The organism is Rhizobium sp. 007, assembly GCF_015353075.1.
In the GTDB taxonomy this organism is placed as follows: Bacteria; Pseudomonadota; Alphaproteobacteria; order Rhizobiales; family Rhizobiaceae; genus Rhizobium.
In genome coordinates this window covers 2,005,277-2,020,774 of sequence record NZ_CP064187.1, presented here as the reverse complement: position 1 = coordinate 2,020,774, position 15,498 = coordinate 2,005,277, and the positions used below count along the sequence as shown (strand labels likewise).

Genomic DNA, 15,498 nt, shown 5'->3' with positions numbered 1-15,498 from the left:
AAACGCGGGTTAGAAAATAGCGGGGTACCGTCGTGGTCAAGTGCGGCTCGCGCCAGTATTCGCGGAGGCCATGGCCGACTGTCACAATCATGTTATTCGGCCTCTCTATGGAACCGTCATGTTCATCATGAGGGAATTGCCATGAAGAAGCTCTCCATCTTTGCCGCATTGCTGGCTGCCGGTCTCGTTTCCGTTTCGGCTGAGGCTGCCAATCTCGTGCTTTATACCAGCCAGCCGAACGAGGACGCGCAGGCGACGGTCGATGGCTTCATGGCCGAAAATCCGGAGGTCAAGGTTGACTGGGTGCGTGACGGCACGCCGAAGATCATGGCGAAGTTGCAGGCCGAGATCGAAGCCGGCAACCCGGTTGCCGACGTGCTGCTGATCGCCGATACGGTGACGCTGGAGCGCCTCAAGGAGGCCGGCAAGCTGCTCGCCTACAAGTCGCCGGAAGCCGCAAGCTACGACGCCGCTCTCTACGATGCTGACGGCCACTACTATTCAACGAAGCTGATCACCACCGGCATCATGTACAATACCTCGGCCTCGATGAAGCCGGCGAGCTGGAAGGATCTGACGAAGCCCGAAGCCAAGGGCCTCGTTGCCATGCCGAGCCCGCTGACCTCGGGTGCCGCGCTCATCCACGCCCAGACGCTGGCTGCAGTCGATGGCCTCGGCTGGGACTACTACAAGGCGCTTGCCGCAAACGGTGCCATAGCTGCCGGCGGCAACGGCGCTGTCTTGAAGTCGGTCGCCTCGGGCGAAAAGGCCTATGGCATGGTCGTCGACTATATGCCGATCCGCGAGAAGGCAAAGGGTGCACCCGTCGAGTTCGTCTTCCCGCAAGAGGGTGTTTCGGCCGTGACCGAGCCGGTCGGCATTCTAGCAAGCACCAAGAACGCCGAAGCGGCGAAAAAATTCGTCGACTACGTGCTTTCCGAAAAGGGTCAGGAAGGCTTCCTGAAGCTCGGCTATATTCCGGCCCGCAACGGTATGAAGCTGCCGGAAGGCTTCCCTGCACGCGACAGCATCAAGGTGCTGCCGATCAAGGCTGGCGAAGCGTTGAAGAATACCGATCAGGATCTGAAGACCTTCTCGGGCATCTACGGATCGAACTGATCACCACCGGATACCCGATGCAGGGATATGTTCGTGCAGGAAGCAGCCAGCCGGCCTGGTTGTTTCCTCTCATCATTCTGGTGGTTCTGATCCTCAGCGTGCTGCCGCTGGCGCGGCTTGCCGTTGCAGGCATCGCCGCGTTGGCAAATGGCGGCGTGTCTGCCGTGCTTGCCGATCCCGCACTCTGGTCGGCCACCTATTACACGATCGTCACCGCCATCCTTGGCACGGTGATTTCACTCGTCATCGGCTGCGCCTTCGCATTTCTGCTGACACTGACGGATATTCGCGGGAAGGGGCTGTTGAGCTTCCTCTTCGTGCTGCCGATGATGATCCCGCCGCAGGTGACGGCTCTCGCCTGGGTGCAGATGTCCGGCCCGTCGAGCCCGCTTCTCAAAGCGCTGCATATCGCGCCGCCGCTCGGCTCCCCGCAGCCGCTTTATTCGGTCGGCGGTATTGCGCTGCTCTATGGCGTGCAGCACGCGCCGCTCGTCTACCTGGCTCTGAGGGCCGGGCTGATGGCATTGCCGCGCGACGGCGTCGAGGCCGCGCGGCTTTCCGGCGCATCCAGCTTTCGTGTCTTTCGCGATATCATCCTGCCACTGTCGCTGCCCGGTGTCATCGCGGGTGCGGCGATCTCGTTTGTCTCCTGCACCGGCAATTTCGGCATCCCGGCGATCCTCGGCATTCCTGCCTCGATCTACACCTTACCGACGCTGATCTTCTCGAAATTCTCGGCCTTCACCAGCCGCACATTCGGCGAAGTCGCTCTGCTGTCGGCCATCATCGCGATTATCTCCGTCGCCGGGCTTGCGATCCAGGATCGGGCCTTGCGCGGCCGAGACTATCGCGTGCTTGGCCTTTCGGGTGCGACTGCCACCTTCGATCTCGGTGGCTGGAAATATCTGTTCGCGCCGCTGCTTTGGGTCATCTTGTTCTTCATGCTGGCCGCACCGTTCTTCGCGCTGCTCGCCGGCGCGCTGGTGCCGGCCTATGGCGTGCCACTGAGCTTCAAGACCATGTCCTTCAACGCTTTTCATGAAATCCTCTTTCGCCAGGCGGTGACGCGGACGGCCTTCGTCAATTCGCTTTCTCTTGCGGCCGGAACGGCCATGTGTCTCCTGCTGGTGACTGTTCTGTCGGCCTATGCGTTGACGCGGCGCAGAGATGCGATTTCGCGCGCCGTCTCAAGTCTGATTGAGATACCCTATTCGCTGCCGGGCATCGTCATTGCCGTTTGTTTCATCCTCGTCTTCGCCGCGCCGCTGCCGGTTCTCAACATCACGTTCTACGGCACGATCTGGATCATCCTGATCGCCTACCTCTCCAGCTTCTTTGCCGTCAGCCTGAAGCCGGTCGTCAGCGCGTTCCATCAGCTCGATCCGGCGCTGGAGGAGGCAGCGCGGCTTTCCGGCGCAGGCTTCTTCCGCCGGCTGAGGGATATCATAGTGCCGCTGATTGCGCCTGCGGCTGGCGCCTCGGTCATCCTCGTCTTTCTAATTGCCTGCAACGAACTGACGATTTCGGCGCTGCTTTGGTCTGCGGGCACCCAGACGCTTGGCGTGGCGATCTACAATCTCGATGACAGCGGCAGTTCGGATCTGGCGTCTGCGCTTTCCGTGCTTATCGTCCTGATGGTCATCGTCATGATGCTGCTTCTGGAATTGCTGGCAAAGCGGCTGCCCAAGGGAGTGGTGCCATGGCGAAGCTGATCCTCAATCATGTCGGTAAGGATTTCGGCACTGGAAGACCAGCGGTGAGCGCACTTTCACTCGACGTGCGCGAGGGTGGATTCCTGGCGCTGCTCGGTCCCTCCGGCTGCGGCAAGACGACGGTGCTGCGAATGATTGCAGGTTTCGAGACGCCGACCGACGGCTCGATCCATCTCGGCGAGCGGCTGCTTGCGGACGCGTCGCAATCCCTGCCGCCCGAACGGCGCAACATGGCGATGGTCTTCCAGTCCTACGCGCTCTGGCCGCATATGAATGTCGCCGATAATGTCGGTTATCCTCTGAAGGTGCGCGGCATTGTGGGCGAAGCCTATCGCCGGAAGGTGCGAGACGCCCTTTCGACCGTGCGGCTTGCGGAATACGCCGAGCGGCGTCCGGCCGACCTCTCTGGCGGCCAGCGCCAGCGCGTGGCGCTGGCGCGCTGCCTGGTGACATCGCCAGATGTGGTTCTGCTCGACGAGCCGCTCGCCAATCTCGACCGGCACCTGAAGCAGGAGATGGAAGAGAGTTTCCGCGAGTTTCATTTGCGCTCCGGCGCCACCATGATCTATGTGACGCATGACCAGAGTGAGGCCATGGCGCTTGCAACGGACGTTGCGGTGATGTCGGAGGGCCACCTGCTGCAGGTCGCGCCGCCTGCCGAGATTTATGCACGCCCGGAAGGCCGGATGGTCGGCGGATTGATCGGGCGGGGGGCGATCCTGACTACGCGGTCCCCTGGCGGTGATAAGCGAAATTTCGATTGGAATGCGCTGCAGGCCATCATTCTAGATCAACCGAGCGAGGGGCCGCAGATCGATATGCTCGTGCGTCCGGAAGACGTCCTGCTCGGTGGCGGGGGCATTCCGGCCACGGTGGAATCGGTTCTCTATGAAGGCGAGCGTTATGCGCTGAAACTCGCCCTGGCGGACGGCCAGATGCTGCGTGCCTTCAGCCGCACGACGGTGCAGGCGGGCGATGCGCTGAAGATTGCGATCCGTTCGGCATGGCGGCTCTGATTTCCGTCTCGCTGCCTTCCCGAATGCCTCTTTCGTCTCTACAAATGACATAACGCCAACCGGAAATGTTCGATGTCGCTTCGCATTGCCACGTTCAACGTCGAAAACCTGATGACGCGTTTCGATTTTACCGGTTTTCGCAACCAACTGCGCCAGGACCGCGTCATCAAGCTTTTTGAGATACAGAGCGAAGGCGTCTACCAGCAGCTCGAGCAAGCGCGGGTCGTCGCCTCGACCGACGATACACGTCAGATGACGGCGCTTGCGATCGCCGATGCCGATGCGGACATTCTCTGCCTGCAGGAAATTGATAGCATGGGGGCACTGCAAGCCTTCGAGTACGGTTATCTTTTCCGGATGGTGGGAACCGGCTACCGGCAGAAGTATCTCGTCAAGGGTAATGACAGCCGCGGCATCGATGTCGCGGTCCTCGTACGCGAGGAAACGCACGACGGCCAGAAGATCGAACTGAAGGAGATCAAGAGCCACGCGATGCTCACCTATCGCGAGCTCGATCTGTTCAACGATCAATTGGCGCTCACCAATCGCATCGACGACAAGATCTTCAAGCGCGACTGCCTGGAACTTGATCTCTCGATCGGCGGTGTGCCGCTGACGCTCTATGTCGTGCATTTCAAGTCGATGGATGGGCCGCGCACCAACGGCGTCAGCAGCCGGCAGGCAACGATGCCTGTCCGCCGGGCGGAGGCGCTGGCCGTGCGCCGGATTGTCGAGAGCCGTTTCGGCGCCGGACATACCGCCAGGAAGAATTTCGTGATCTGCGGCGACATGAACGACTACCAGGAGCGCGTCAACGTCATCGGCGTGCGTCGCAGCGGATACCGTTTCGAACACACGGACGAAACCGAAAGCGCGCTCGACGTGTTCAGCCATGACGGTTTTGCCGAGAATGTCGCGCGCCGCCGCGATCCGCTCGACCGCTGGACGCTCTATCACGCGCGGGGACCGGAAGAGCAGTGGCTTTGCCAGCTCGACTATCTCTGGCTCTCGCCGGCGCTTGCGCAAGCGAACACCGGCCGGGTGCCGGAGATCATCCGCAACGGTCAGCCCTTCCGCACTATCTTTCCGCCCGGCCAGGAGGTCGAGCGCTATCCGCGCACCGGCTGGGATCGGCCGAAAGCCTCCGACCATTGCCCCGTCGTCATGACACTGGATTTGACATGAGTCTTGCATTTTCAGACGATCTTACCGGCTGGCCGCCGGAGAAGACTGTTTTTCCTGTCGCCTCCATCGACCTTCGCGTGCTGGCGGGCGAGCATCCTTATCATCTGCAGAATGCAGCACTCGCGAGCGAGAACTGGAAGCGCGAGATATCGGCCAAACCGGAGCTTTTCGATGGTCGTATGGTGTTTCAGCATCAGCTTGCGTTGAACGATGGCGGTATTGCGGGCAGGGGCCACATCATTCCCTTCTCCACCTTTCTGTGGTGGCGCAAGCAGGCCGAGCGCCGCGGCGGCATCCACCTTTTTGCCTTCGGCATCATGGTCTCGTCAGATGGCGCGATCATCGCCGTGCGCATGGGCGCGCATACGGCAAATGCCGGTCAGGTCTATTGCGCCGCCGGCTCGCTGGACCTCGACGATATCGCCGGCGGCCGTTGCGACGTCGAGAGCAATATGCGGCGCGAAGTGCTCGAGGAGACAGGCATGGAACTTCGCAATGCAACGCCGGATACCACTTACTACGCCTGCCATTTCCGCCGCGCGGTCACCGTGTTCCGGCTGTTCCGTTTCGGCCTGGCTGCGGACGAAATGATTGGGCGGATCGCGGCCCATATGCTCGTTGCCGAGGACAAGGAAATTGCCGGAGCGGTTGCGATCCGTTCTGCTGATCACTCGGCCTATCCCTATAACGTCGCCATGCTTCCGATCATCGATTGGTATTTCGCTAGTACAAACGAGGGCTAATATCTTGCACTCGTTTCGCCGGTCGGGCAGGTTGCAGGTTCGATGACCGATTAAGGAGGCCGATGTGGCGCGCAGCTACAGCGTCTATGACGTGTTCACCGACCGCAAACTCGCGGGAAATCCGCTGGCCGTCATCTTCGACGGCGACGATCTCAGCGAGGAGGCGATGCAATCGATCGCCCGCGAGATTAATCTCTCCGAGACAGTCTTCGTACGCCCCTCGGCAAATCCAGCCTATACAGCCAAGCTCAGGATTTTCACGCCGGGCCGCGAACTGCCCTTCGCCGGCCACCCGACCGTCGGCACGGCGATTGCCCTTGCCGAAGAGGCGCACGGCCGCGACATGACGCTCGATCTCGTTTCGGTATTGGAGGAAAATGTCGGGCCGGTGCGCTGCGCGGTCCGGCTGCGGCGGGGCGAGGTGAGCTTTGCCGAATTCGATCTTCCGCGGAAATCGCAGCAGATCAATATGCCGCTCGAAAAGCTCGGCATCGCCAATGCGCTGTCGCTCAAGGTGACGGAGATCGGTTTCGAAAATCACGTGCCCTCGATCTGGAGCGCCGGCGTTCCTTTCCTGCTCGTGCCGGTCCACGATGTCGGGGTTGCAAAACGGCTGGAATTCGATCCGCAGCTCTTTGAAAAGACCGTGCCCTTCGTCGACGGTTCGCTGGCCTCGGCCTATATCTACTGCCGCGCCGGCGTCAACCATTCGGCGAAGTTCCACGCGCGCATGTTTGCAAGCGACATGGGGATATCCGAGGATCCCGCAACCGGCTCCGCAGTCGCGGCACTTTCGGGAGCGATCCACCATTTCGACCGGCTGCCGGACGGCCATCATCCGATCACGATTGAACAGGGGGTGGAGATGGGGCGGCCATCCTTCATCCACCTGCATGTCGATGTCGAGGCCGGCACCATCTCCAATGCCCGGATCGGGGGGCAGGCGGTGCGCCTTGCCACGGGTACGCTCGACCTTTGATTTCATTCCCATTTCAGCCATGCAGAAAAATCTTCGAAATTAATCAAAGAATTTTCCGCAGGGCGCTGGACAAGGCCTGCGATCCTGTTTATACGCCCCGTCACACCGCGCAGCCAAGCGCGAACGGGTGATTAGCTCAGTTGGTAGAGCAGCTGACTCTTAATCAGCGGGTCGTAGGTTCGAGCCCTACATCACCCACCATTTATCTTTCCCATGCTAGTTCATGAATTGCCAGAAGCCTTGAAACTCACGCCTTCTTGCGGTTCTTTGTTTCCATGTGTTGCCAATCTTATTCACCCAAGCCCACAAGATTGGGGGTGTGAATGGGGGTAGGCGGCGCGTCATTGGGGGTATGATAAGTGCTGACCGACACAGCGATCAAAAAAGCAGCAGCGAAAGATAAGGCCTATAAACTAAGCGACAGCGGCGGGCTCTACGTCCATGTCACGCCGGCCGGTGGAAAACATTGGAGGCTCAAATATCGGTTTGCTGGCGCCGAGAAGCTCCTATCGCTCGGACCATAAGCAAGCACTGTTACAGGAGGGCTGTGCCGCGCGATCCGTGTGTCAAACCAAAGACGCGGTGAAAAGTTTCCGTTCCCGCTGGCACTACGGCCCGGACGCGTTCAGATGAGCGGCGGGCGAGTCTCGACGACCAGCTTCAAAATAGAAAACCATTTTCTTGTTGACTTCGCGCACGTCGTGCACAATGTTCTCTTTATGTTCCTGTTGTGATAACGGGTTGTTTGTCAATGCTACTTTACTTTCAACCAAGCATTGATTCGGAGCCGTAATGCAGCTGGAGAACCTCAAGATTAACCGCGTGGTCATGCACGAGGTGTTGAAACGTGATGACGACAGGCAGCCAAAAGATCCCGTGTACGGTGAAGCGCTTGAAGATTTGGAGGCGGCGGCAAAGGGAGCCTTCACGCTCCGAGTAACGGAAGCGCTGTCGACGCAGTCAAAGAGCATTGAAATGCATATCTCTGACTTTTCAGCTAGCAGCATGGTCGATATCGCCGGCCGGCTTATCGACCTTGATGACACTGATTTTCTTGAAGTATCTAAGGAAATTGCGGTGCGTCTTGCATCTGCTCAGAAAGCGAGAAGCATTCCCGGAGGAGTGGTAATCGCATTCGACGGATCCTTCGGTGTTCCTGAACGAAAATTCCTGGGAGTGATTAAGGCCGAAACGCAGAGCGGCTTCCGACGCAGCAAAAACGCGGAGAAAATTCTTACCGAATTCCTCGACAACATCTTTCTCACGCCGGCCACCCGATTGTATAAAATCGGCTTTCTCGTTCAGGAACCCAAAGATGACGGTTTCTACTGGCGAGCAATAATCTTCGACAGCAACATTTCGAGTTCGCACCGCGAAACAGCTGCTCAATACTTTTACGAGAGCTTCTTTGGCTGCTTGTTCCCAGCAAATGGTGCATACGAGACCTCACGCTTCTACGACCTGACCAAAGAGTTGTGCGACGCGGGCCGTTTTCACCTGACAAGAAGCGCGACCTCGGAGATGCGCTCTATACTTTCGTAAAGACCGAGCAGGCAGCGACCTTTACTACCCACGAATTCGCAGACAAGTATCTGCCCAACGACCAAAAGGACGCCTACAAGCGTTTCATGGTGTCGAAACGCTTCCCCGAGCGGGCTGTAGTCAGGGATACCGCCGAGATGGGCGCCCGGCTTAGGAGAAGGAAATTTTAATTCGGTGACAATATCGAGTTTTCTGTACCGCCCGAATTGTTGCACAACCACGAAGTTACAATCAAAGAAGCTCCCGCTGAGGAGTTTGGAGGCGAAGGCAAACAAATGTGGATCCAGATCACCATTAATCGAACGATGACCGATCAGCTGTGACTGATCGAAAGGCTTTTGTCGAACGATGGCAACGTGAGCGCCCCGTGTATGATGCTTGGGGCCATTTCGTTGTCGACAAGATTGTGCAGTTGCTAACGGTGGAACTAGCCCCCACAGGCTTGGGGCTGTTTCTACGTATGCCTGTCGTCCCCCGTGTGAAGACGGAGGAGTCGCTTGTTCAGAAAGCTTTCATCCGGAAAAAGTATGCCGATCCCTACAATGACATCGAAGATAAAGTCGGTGTGAGGTTTGTTGTATTGCTGAACGAAGATGTCCGCCTGATAGGAAAATGCATTGAGAGCGCAACCGCTTATTGGACCGCGGATAAGGCTCGAGACTTCGAGTTAGAGCGACAGGCCAACCCCTCCGTCTTCGACTATCAGTCACTGCATTACGTAGTCCGGTCGAAACCGGGTTTGAAACACGGGGGTGGATCTCCCGGCAGATCTTCCATGTGAGATTCAAGTTCGGACATTGCTCCAACATGCATACAGTGAGCTGACGCACGACACGATATACAAGCCCTCCGTTGCCACTACTCCGGAGATGATGCGTGCCGCGGCCAAGAGCATGGCACTCATCGAAGCGACTGACGATTACTTCTCAGAAGTGGTCGAGATAATCCGCACCAAAGAAAGGTCGGCACGCGAGGTCGAGGCCGATCTCATGGTGGAATATCGTGCACTCACCGGCCGGGAACCCATACCTTCGCCTCTCAACACTCGGCTGATCGATCACTATAAGAAGTTTGCGGGTGCAAACTTTTCGGCCGACCTGCGGGAATGGCTCGACAAAAAGCCTTACATCAGAGAAAGGCTCGCCAATCGGGATGCATCGGATTTTATTTTCGATGTTCCAGCCGTGTTACTTGTGCTTTTCGCTATCTCGGGATCTCCCGAGAACGCAAAAGTTGATAGTCCCCTAAGCGATGAAGAGTTGGCGCCATTGTACTCACTGTTGGGTTACGGGCTGCACGGTTAAAACTTCCAATCCCGCCACGTATCAATTCGTTCGATCTCTGCGCGCCCCTCGTCCGTCACAAACCATTCCCTAATGCCACGGTGATCTTTGCGCTCGGCCGGACGACTCCGATTTTCGCCAGCTGTCGACCATCTCAATGATCCGGTAAGGATAATGACGGGTTAATATCCACCGGGCGCGTGCCGATCTGATCTCACCACCACAGGAATATCTTACTCGCCGCCAACTGGCGCCGGGTGCTTCCGCGCCTGACCTCAACGACATGCTATCGATCAAAATGAAACGGGCCGCACCCCAGATGCGACCCGCTCTGATAGCGCGGCGACGGCAATACAACTGCCGCGAAGGCATGCGTAACATAAGCGATCGCTAATTATATCTACCTCTTTTGTAGGATACTTCCCCAATCTGGAGAACTTGACTGACGGCCTCCGCGTGCAGGTGCAGCTTTCGGTCGATTTTATGTGAGCATCATTCAGGATTGTTCGGGGTTTTCCCCGATATCCACAGCGCAAACTCAATCCACGCTTCCCCACATTCTGGAGAAAGCCATGCCGGTCCTCGCGCCTGCAAACGGGCTCGTGCGCTCTGCTTAGCCACCAATCCACCAAGGACAACCAAATGACCACCACAACTGCGCTGCCCGAGGGGTGGCTTCCGCGCGCCCAAATGGAGCGTGTGATTTGCCATTGGACGGCCGGCGGCCACAACGCGACAAATTTCGATCGTGAACACTATCACATCCTGATTGAAGCCGATGGCAATGTGGTGCGCGGGCGCCCATCGATCGCACTGAACGAATCGCCAGCAAAGAAGGGCTATGCCGCTCACACGCTGAATTGCAACAGTGGCAGCATCGGCGTGTCGTTGTGCTGCATGGCTCTGGCGACGGAGGCGCCGTTTAATCCCGGCAAGTCGCCGATGACCAAGGCGCAGTGGGACAAGTTGGCTTCCGTGGTGGCGGATTTGTGCCACGCCTACGGCATCCCCGTCACGCCCCGCACTGTGCTTAGCCATGCTGAAGTGCAGGGGAACTTGGGGATCAAGCAGCGCGGCAAGTGGGATTTCACGCGGCTGGCATTCGCGCCTGAAGTGAAGGGCGCCAAGGCGTGCGGCGATCTGCTGCGTGCGGCCGTGGCGGGGCGGCTATGACTGTAGCACCAATAAAAAGAAGTAAGCGCCGCTTCTCAAAATGGCTCGTTGGCATCAACGTCGCGCTTGCTTGGGGCGCGATCTATCTAGCCATCGTTTATTTGCAGGCCGCGTATGTGGCGGCTAGCGGCTTCGCCTTCGTGCTCGGAATCGCCGGCGCATATCTGGGTGTCGGTCATTTGGACCTGCGGTCTTACGTGCAGTCGATCACGCAGAGCGGAGCGACGGCGGGCGGTTACTACCCGATAGAGCCGCCTGTGACAAAGTCCGCAACGCCGGAGGATCAACTAGCATGACGTGGATCGCAAAATTCCTTGGCATCGACAAATGGCTGGTACAGGGCGCGGCCATCCTGCTTGCGGCCGGCCTCGTGCTCCTTGCTGGATACAAGGTTTACGACGGCATTTATGACCGCGGGTACGGTGCGGCTAGCGCCAAGTTTACGGCAGAGATAGCCGAGATGAAACGGCAAGCCGCAGACGCACGCACCGCCGAAATCGAGCGCCAGGACGCGGCCAACAACGCAGCCAAAGAGCGCGAAGCCGCACGCATTGCAGCCGACGCCGCCATCACCGAACAACTCGAAAAAAGAATTGAGGAGCTCCAGCGTGAAGCTGACCAAGATCCTGATGCTGGCAAGCCTGTGCTTGGTGCTCCCAGCGTGCGCCGTATCAACCAGATACGATAAACTAGTCGTCGTCCCGCCGCCTGTGTTGCGGAAGGCGGATAGCATGTTGCTCGAGAAGTGCGTCGGGCCTGTCGATATCGGCGACAAGCCGCTGGCGCAAGCGCAGCTTGAGAAGCTGTGGATCAAGGACCGCGAACGGCTGCTGTCGTGCGTTCGTCGCCATTTGGCGCTGCGTGATTTCTACGCCGACCGCGATGCTGGCTTGGCTGGCAAGGCGGTGAAGAAATGACGCCAGAGGAAATCATGAAGGCGGTTCTCTTCTTCCTGACCGTGGCTGGCGCTGGCTGGGGCATCTGGTGGCGCATCGATAGCCGCGTGAAGGAGGCAGACAAGGCCACGGACGGCAGGATAAAGGCTGCAGAAGGCAAGGCAGACAAGGCCACTACTGACCTCGCCGCTCACAAGCTCCATGCCGCAGAAACATTCGCAACCAAGGCTGGCATGCAAGAACAGACGGCGCAATTGCTCAGAGCCATCGAAGGCGTCGGCAATCGCATCGACGGTCTCCACGAGAGGCTAGACCGCGCATTCGAGCGCACCACGCGCACTACCAGAGCCTAACCAACCACATACTAGGAGATCATCATGGCAGCAGCCCAACTTTTGGCCGTCGGTTCAACGGCAGCAAATTCATTTGCTGTGGCGGTTCGGTTTGGCAATACGTCCAGTATTTCCGGCAGCAACTCGCTCGGTGCACAGCACGTCTCGGAAAATGCCAACGTCGTGGCGCTCGGTGCCGGAACGAAGTATATGGGCACCGCTCCCCAAGTTCTGCCCTACGGCGCAACGCTACGGGTGGATGCTGCCGTGCGAAACGCTGGCGGCATCCCGACCATATGCCCAACCTACGATGACGGCTTCCTGTCGCAGCATCAGCAGGCTTTCCCGGAATACCAGAATCGCAGTCTGAAATTTACCTGCATGGTGCCTTGGGGGATGATCGGGCTGGACGGAACCCGCATCTCAGGCCGTATGCTAATTGAAGAGCTTCAGGAAATGTATGATGCGGGTGTCGCGGCGATGTGCCTCGATGGCACGCGTGACGACGCCTTGATGACCTTGAGGGCAAACCCGGCTGCAGTCGTCACGGAGCTAGCAGAAGGCAAGCAGTGGCTTGTTGATCATGGCCTTTCGGCGGGCGCGCTCGGATGGGGCTGGGACGCGTTCTGGTATCCGAACGGTGAAACCGACAACAATGCCACCCGCATCCAGATCGCGGCCTTGACCGGGGATGGATCGAACAACGTTGTTGCAGGTGCCGCGCCCGCAACTGCCGTAGCGGTCGGAATGAGCATGGCAGGTTACGGCATCCCAGCCGGAACGACCGTCACCGCCGTGGCCGACACAACGCATTTCACCTTGAGCAATCCCGTTCCGGTGCAGACGAAACCGGCGCTTGCTGTCGATTGGAGCGGCGCTTTCGCGGTTGGAAAGCTTCAGACCGCACTCAAGGCGGCGGGCCTGAAGATCGGCAGAACAACGCTAACCGGACAGGAGTATACGCGCTTCGGCTTTGATGCTGATCAAGGACTCATGATGAACAGCAATACGGCGACCGGGCAGTCGGCTGCACAAATGCAAGCTGTTGTCGACCTTGCCATACTTCGCGGGACAACAGCTATTATTCACATTCACAATCACGACGCGGCTCGTGACATTCCGTTCCTTGATTATTTGCAGGCTAAGCAGAACGCAAACGAGTTGCGCGTCCTGACGCTGCCGGAGCTGATCGCACGGGATTACGGCAGCAAGCCGGTCGCCTAACACCCCACCGCCCCATCATCACAGGGCATGCGGCAATGGGCAATTTCATTGCAAACTGGATCACCGCGAATGGCTGGTGATACCCGAGGAGATCATTGCGAGAAGCCGCGCCCAAAGCGGATTCCGCTTAACCTCGGGGAGGTTGAATTCGCGCCGCCCTTCAGTCGTCAATGACATGATGAAATAGTCACCGAAGTCATCTTTAACCCTGAGGTTAATCAGACCGGCGTGGGCCGCCTGCTCAATAAGCTTTCGCTCTTCGTCATCGACTGATGCCTCGCTGAGCGTGTATGTCCCATCCAAGGACTTGGCGGCTTCCCGGTGGATTTCGACGACGAGGTCGTAAAGCTGCGATGGCATCTGATGCTCTGCATTGTTTGATGGTGCTAGTACTGGCGAGCCTCGAATTCTTCGAGGGTTTCGGCGTCTTGGCGGTATTCCCATCCGTTCACGGTTTTGCGCCGCCAAGTCTTGCCCATGCCGCCGGTCTTGCCTCCGTCAATGGTTCGCTTGGCGAAGAACGGTGTTCTGCAGAGATGCCATTTGCTCTCATCAACAAAAGCTCTTAGCTCGGCTGTTCTGCCGAAGCGAGGAAATGCGAATGCCACGGTGTTTGCCCCCAACCACACGACTGGAGGAGACGAGTATCATGATTGTTAATGCACGGTAAGGGTGCAAGAAATGACCATGATCCTTTTAGGCAACACCCCAGCCACCGCATCATCCAACGTCTTCAAAGCCGGATACTACGTCGGCGGCGGTCTTCACATTAATTGAGCGAATCGCATCGCCAAGGCAGCAATCTTGAACGCATTTAAGACGTTCGTTCAGCGACGGGATCTCCAACGATATGACCGAACAGGCGTCTCGCAGACTTCAATATTTTGTCACGTAAGGAAGGTTGAGGGCCGTGAAGGAACTCCACACCAGCGCGGGTCAATGAGAAATGCATGCAGGCGTCGAAGCCGGAACTGTCTTCCCGAACTAGATCCTTATCCCAAGCCTCACGGAGACCCGGCAAGTTGGTGTCCATATCCTCGCCGTCGGACAACGGGTATCGCGCCCAAGTCTCAACGGTCAGTAGTGCATTTCGAATTTGTGTCATGCAAGTATCGCCATTTCTCAAAACTGATTAGCCGAGCAAGAACGACTCCAACATACTTGGTATTTATTGTCGAGTGACTTGGATGTGACATATTGGTTATTTTTGCGGGCAACACGCACCGCATCATCATGTGGTGGGGGACCACTAAAATGAAAAGGGCCCGCCACTAGGCGAGGCGGGCCAAGCAGTCGGGCTCTGGAGAGAGAGCCCACGCACTATCGGGAGGTAGTACGATTGCCTATGCGGAGGCATCCCCACAAGAGCATTTTTGTACTTGCTAATAAAGAGATGCATTCGCATCAGGCGAGCTATCCACTCGTATACCCCTCCATCATCTGTGGGGGGCAAGCCCTGAAATGAAAAAGGCCCGCCGGGGTGTTGGCGGGCCAAAGAGCATGACAATTGGAGATCGAGGCGGGAACGCCTCGCCTTCATTAAGCATATTTTAGTGACGACTACATTACGTTGAACGACGTAGCCGTACCCTAGCTTTGTCTGGTGGGGTGCTAGAGCTCAGCGCCGAACTGATAGGCGTTGAATTCCGTAGCGGTCGGCGCAGCCTATCATTATCCTGCGCCGATCAGAGGTTGATAACCGCGGCGCAGGGGCCATGCTCCTTGGCCGAGCTAAGGTGTGAAATGGCCCCGGCCTAAATCCCCTAGTGGCTAAAGTCTGACACTTGATGCCCATCTCCATTTCGAATTGGGCGGACGCGTGTCAGCGTGCTAACGTCACAAAGCCAAGGCCGTTCTGGGTCTCGGCTCAACGGACAATGGAGAAGCGCGATGACGATGGTGGTCGTAACCCACGCCGTGGGCAATATGGAGATTTGGCTCAAGGGCAGCGAAAACCGCAAAGCGGTGTTTTCGAAATTCTGCTCGAACCATCGGATTTTCAAACACGCCGAGACAAACCGTGTCTCGATCCTCTGGGAGAATGTCGACCTCGCCAAAATGCAAGAGACGATGGGCGCTGCGGAAACCGCGAAGGCGAAGGCTGCAGACACGGTTATCGACCCAGTCGAAATCTACATCGAGGTTGAGGGCGGCAAGTGATCGGCCTGATGAAAGTGCGTCAAAACGGATCACGCTGAGTTGGGCCAGGATTGCGCCTTCCGACGTTCCGGCGCGGGCGGCCCTTCGCGAAGTGGGCACCAAGCGTTAGATTTTATCCACTACCGTCCATGCAG

At 57.9% G+C, this 15,498-nt stretch carries 19 protein-coding genes and 1 tRNA gene; 18 read left to right on the top strand and 2 right to left on the bottom strand.

Annotation, left to right across the window (positions count from 1 at the left end):
- The first annotated feature begins 141 nt into the window (after positions 1-141).
- The 17 genes from ISN39_RS10250 (at position 142) to ISN39_RS10170 (ending at position 13,204) form a co-directional block, all read left to right on the top strand.
- Complete coding sequence (locus tag ISN39_RS10250; protein ID WP_194729974.1) at positions 142-1,119, top strand: ABC transporter substrate-binding protein; 978 nt, start codon at positions 142-144, stop codon at positions 1,117-1,119.
- 17 nt (positions 1,120-1,136) lie between these two features.
- Complete coding sequence (locus ISN39_RS10245; protein WP_194729973.1) at positions 1,137-2,831, top strand: iron ABC transporter permease; 1,695 nt, start codon at positions 1,137-1,139, stop codon at positions 2,829-2,831.
- The gene (locus ISN39_RS10240; RefSeq protein WP_194729972.1) at positions 2,819-3,847 is read left to right on the top strand and encodes an ABC transporter ATP-binding protein; all 1,029 of its coding nucleotides are present in this window, start codon (positions 2,819-2,821) and stop codon (positions 3,845-3,847) included. Before ISN39_RS10245 ends, ISN39_RS10240 begins: the two co-directional genes overlap by 13 nt.
- Positions 3,848-3,919: 72 nt before the next feature.
- Positions 3,920-5,032: an endonuclease/exonuclease/phosphatase family protein gene (locus tag ISN39_RS10235; protein ID WP_194729971.1), complete on the top strand. Its 1,113-nt coding sequence runs from the start codon at positions 3,920-3,922 to the stop codon at positions 5,030-5,032.
- On the top strand, positions 5,029-5,775 hold the full coding sequence (locus tag ISN39_RS10230) for an NUDIX hydrolase (protein WP_194729970.1): 747 nt from the start codon (positions 5,029-5,031) through the stop codon (positions 5,773-5,775). Before ISN39_RS10235 ends, ISN39_RS10230 begins: the two co-directional genes overlap by 4 nt.
- 64 nt (positions 5,776-5,839) lie before the next feature.
- Positions 5,840-6,754 carry a PhzF family phenazine biosynthesis protein gene (locus ISN39_RS10225; RefSeq protein WP_039845266.1) on the top strand — a complete coding sequence of 305 codons (915 nt, stop codon included), beginning with the start codon at positions 5,840-5,842 and terminating at the stop codon, positions 6,752-6,754.
- 125 nt (positions 6,755-6,879) lie between these two features.
- A tRNA-Lys gene (locus ISN39_RS10220) sits at positions 6,880-6,955 on the top strand.
- 158 nt (positions 6,956-7,113) lie between these two features.
- Positions 7,114-7,278 (top strand): Arm DNA-binding domain-containing protein, encoded by a 165-nt coding sequence (locus tag ISN39_RS10215; RefSeq protein ID WP_194729969.1) that lies wholly within the window; start codon positions 7,114-7,116, stop codon positions 7,276-7,278.
- A 268-nt stretch (positions 7,279-7,546) separates the two neighbouring features.
- Positions 7,547-8,296, top strand: a complete 750-nt coding sequence (locus ISN39_RS10210; RefSeq protein WP_194729968.1) for a nucleoid-associated protein — start codon at positions 7,547-7,549, stop codon at positions 8,294-8,296.
- Positions 8,297-8,663: 367 nt separating this feature from the next.
- Positions 8,664-9,077 (top strand): RelA/SpoT domain-containing protein, encoded by a 414-nt coding sequence (locus ISN39_RS10205; protein ID WP_194729967.1) that lies wholly within the window; start codon positions 8,664-8,666, stop codon positions 9,075-9,077.
- A 112-nt stretch (positions 9,078-9,189) separates the two neighbouring features.
- Positions 9,190-9,600 carry a hypothetical protein gene (locus ISN39_RS10200; protein WP_246763324.1) on the top strand — a complete coding sequence of 137 codons (411 nt, stop codon included), beginning with the start codon at positions 9,190-9,192 and terminating at the stop codon, positions 9,598-9,600.
- A 621-nt stretch (positions 9,601-10,221) separates the two neighbouring features.
- A complete protein-coding gene (locus ISN39_RS10195) occupies positions 10,222-10,752 on the top strand; it encodes a peptidoglycan recognition family protein (RefSeq protein ID WP_194729965.1) in 531 nt (176 codons plus the stop codon).
- Complete coding sequence (locus ISN39_RS10190; protein WP_194729964.1) at positions 10,749-11,048, top strand: hypothetical protein; 300 nt, start codon at positions 10,749-10,751, stop codon at positions 11,046-11,048. Before ISN39_RS10195 ends, ISN39_RS10190 begins: the two co-directional genes overlap by 4 nt.
- On the top strand, positions 11,045-11,440 hold the full coding sequence (locus ISN39_RS10185; protein ID WP_194729963.1) for a hypothetical protein: 396 nt from the start codon (positions 11,045-11,047) through the stop codon (positions 11,438-11,440). Before ISN39_RS10190 ends, ISN39_RS10185 begins: the two co-directional genes overlap by 4 nt.
- A gap of 43 nt (positions 11,441-11,483) precedes the next feature.
- A complete protein-coding gene (locus ISN39_RS36235) occupies positions 11,484-11,669 on the top strand; it encodes an anaerobic dehydrogenase (protein ID WP_246763323.1) in 186 nt (61 codons plus the stop codon).
- Entirely contained in the window at positions 11,666-12,001 is a 336-nt protein-coding gene (locus ISN39_RS10175; RefSeq protein ID WP_194729961.1) for a hypothetical protein, read from the top strand. Before ISN39_RS36235 ends, ISN39_RS10175 begins: the two co-directional genes overlap by 4 nt.
- A 24-nt stretch (positions 12,002-12,025) precedes the next feature.
- A complete protein-coding gene (locus ISN39_RS10170; RefSeq protein WP_194729960.1) occupies positions 12,026-13,204 on the top strand; it encodes a hypothetical protein in 1,179 nt (392 codons plus the stop codon).
- Positions 13,205-13,264: 60 nt separating this feature from the next.
- Here the strand turns inward: ISN39_RS10170 and ISN39_RS10165 are convergent, their stop codons facing one another.
- Entirely contained in the window at positions 13,265-13,564 is a 300-nt protein-coding gene (locus ISN39_RS10165; protein WP_194729959.1) for a hypothetical protein, read from the bottom strand.
- A gap of 26 nt (positions 13,565-13,590) precedes the next feature.
- A complete protein-coding gene (locus tag ISN39_RS10160; RefSeq protein WP_194729958.1) occupies positions 13,591-13,812 on the bottom strand; it encodes a hypothetical protein in 222 nt (73 codons plus the stop codon).
- A 1,282-nt stretch (positions 13,813-15,094) separates the two neighbouring features.
- Here ISN39_RS10160 and ISN39_RS10155 point away from each other — a divergent pair.
- Positions 15,095-15,364: a hypothetical protein gene (locus ISN39_RS10155; RefSeq protein ID WP_194729957.1), complete on the top strand. Its 270-nt coding sequence runs from the start codon at positions 15,095-15,097 to the stop codon at positions 15,362-15,364.
- Positions 15,365-15,498 lie beyond the last annotated feature (134 nt).

Bases quoted from the DNA above. Each gene is read 5' to 3' on its own strand.
- ISN39_RS10250 (WP_194729974.1), top strand. From the start codon at position 142: ATGAAGAAGCTCTCCATCTTTGCCGCATTGCTGGCTGCCGGTCTCGTT.
- ISN39_RS10245 (WP_194729973.1), top strand. From the start codon at position 1,137: ATGCAGGGATATGTTCGTGCAGGAAGCAGCCAGCCGGCCTGGTTGTTT.
- ISN39_RS10240 (WP_194729972.1), top strand. From the start codon at position 2,819: ATGGCGAAGCTGATCCTCAATCATGTCGGTAAGGATTTCGGCACTGGA.
- ISN39_RS10235 (WP_194729971.1), top strand. From the start codon at position 3,920: ATGTCGCTTCGCATTGCCACGTTCAACGTCGAAAACCTGATGACGCGT.
- ISN39_RS10230 (WP_194729970.1), top strand. From the start codon at position 5,029: ATGAGTCTTGCATTTTCAGACGATCTTACCGGCTGGCCGCCGGAGAAG.
- ISN39_RS10210 (WP_194729968.1), top strand. From the start codon at position 7,547: ATGCAGCTGGAGAACCTCAAGATTAACCGCGTGGTCATGCACGAGGTG.
- ISN39_RS10200 (WP_246763324.1), top strand. From the start codon at position 9,190: ATGGCACTCATCGAAGCGACTGACGATTACTTCTCAGAAGTGGTCGAG.
- ISN39_RS10195 (WP_194729965.1), top strand. From the start codon at position 10,222: ATGACCACCACAACTGCGCTGCCCGAGGGGTGGCTTCCGCGCGCCCAA.
- ISN39_RS10190 (WP_194729964.1), top strand. From the start codon at position 10,749: ATGACTGTAGCACCAATAAAAAGAAGTAAGCGCCGCTTCTCAAAATGG.
- ISN39_RS10185 (WP_194729963.1), top strand. From the start codon at position 11,045: ATGACGTGGATCGCAAAATTCCTTGGCATCGACAAATGGCTGGTACAG.
- ISN39_RS36235 (WP_246763323.1), top strand. From the start codon at position 11,484: ATGTTGCTCGAGAAGTGCGTCGGGCCTGTCGATATCGGCGACAAGCCG.
- ISN39_RS10175 (WP_194729961.1), top strand. From the start codon at position 11,666: ATGACGCCAGAGGAAATCATGAAGGCGGTTCTCTTCTTCCTGACCGTG.
- ISN39_RS10170 (WP_194729960.1), top strand. From the start codon at position 12,026: ATGGCAGCAGCCCAACTTTTGGCCGTCGGTTCAACGGCAGCAAATTCA.
- ISN39_RS10165 (WP_194729959.1), bottom strand. From the start codon at position 13,564: ATGCCATCGCAGCTTTACGACCTCGTCGTCGAAATCCACCGGGAAGCC.
- ISN39_RS10155 (WP_194729957.1), top strand. From the start codon at position 15,095: ATGACGATGGTGGTCGTAACCCACGCCGTGGGCAATATGGAGATTTGG.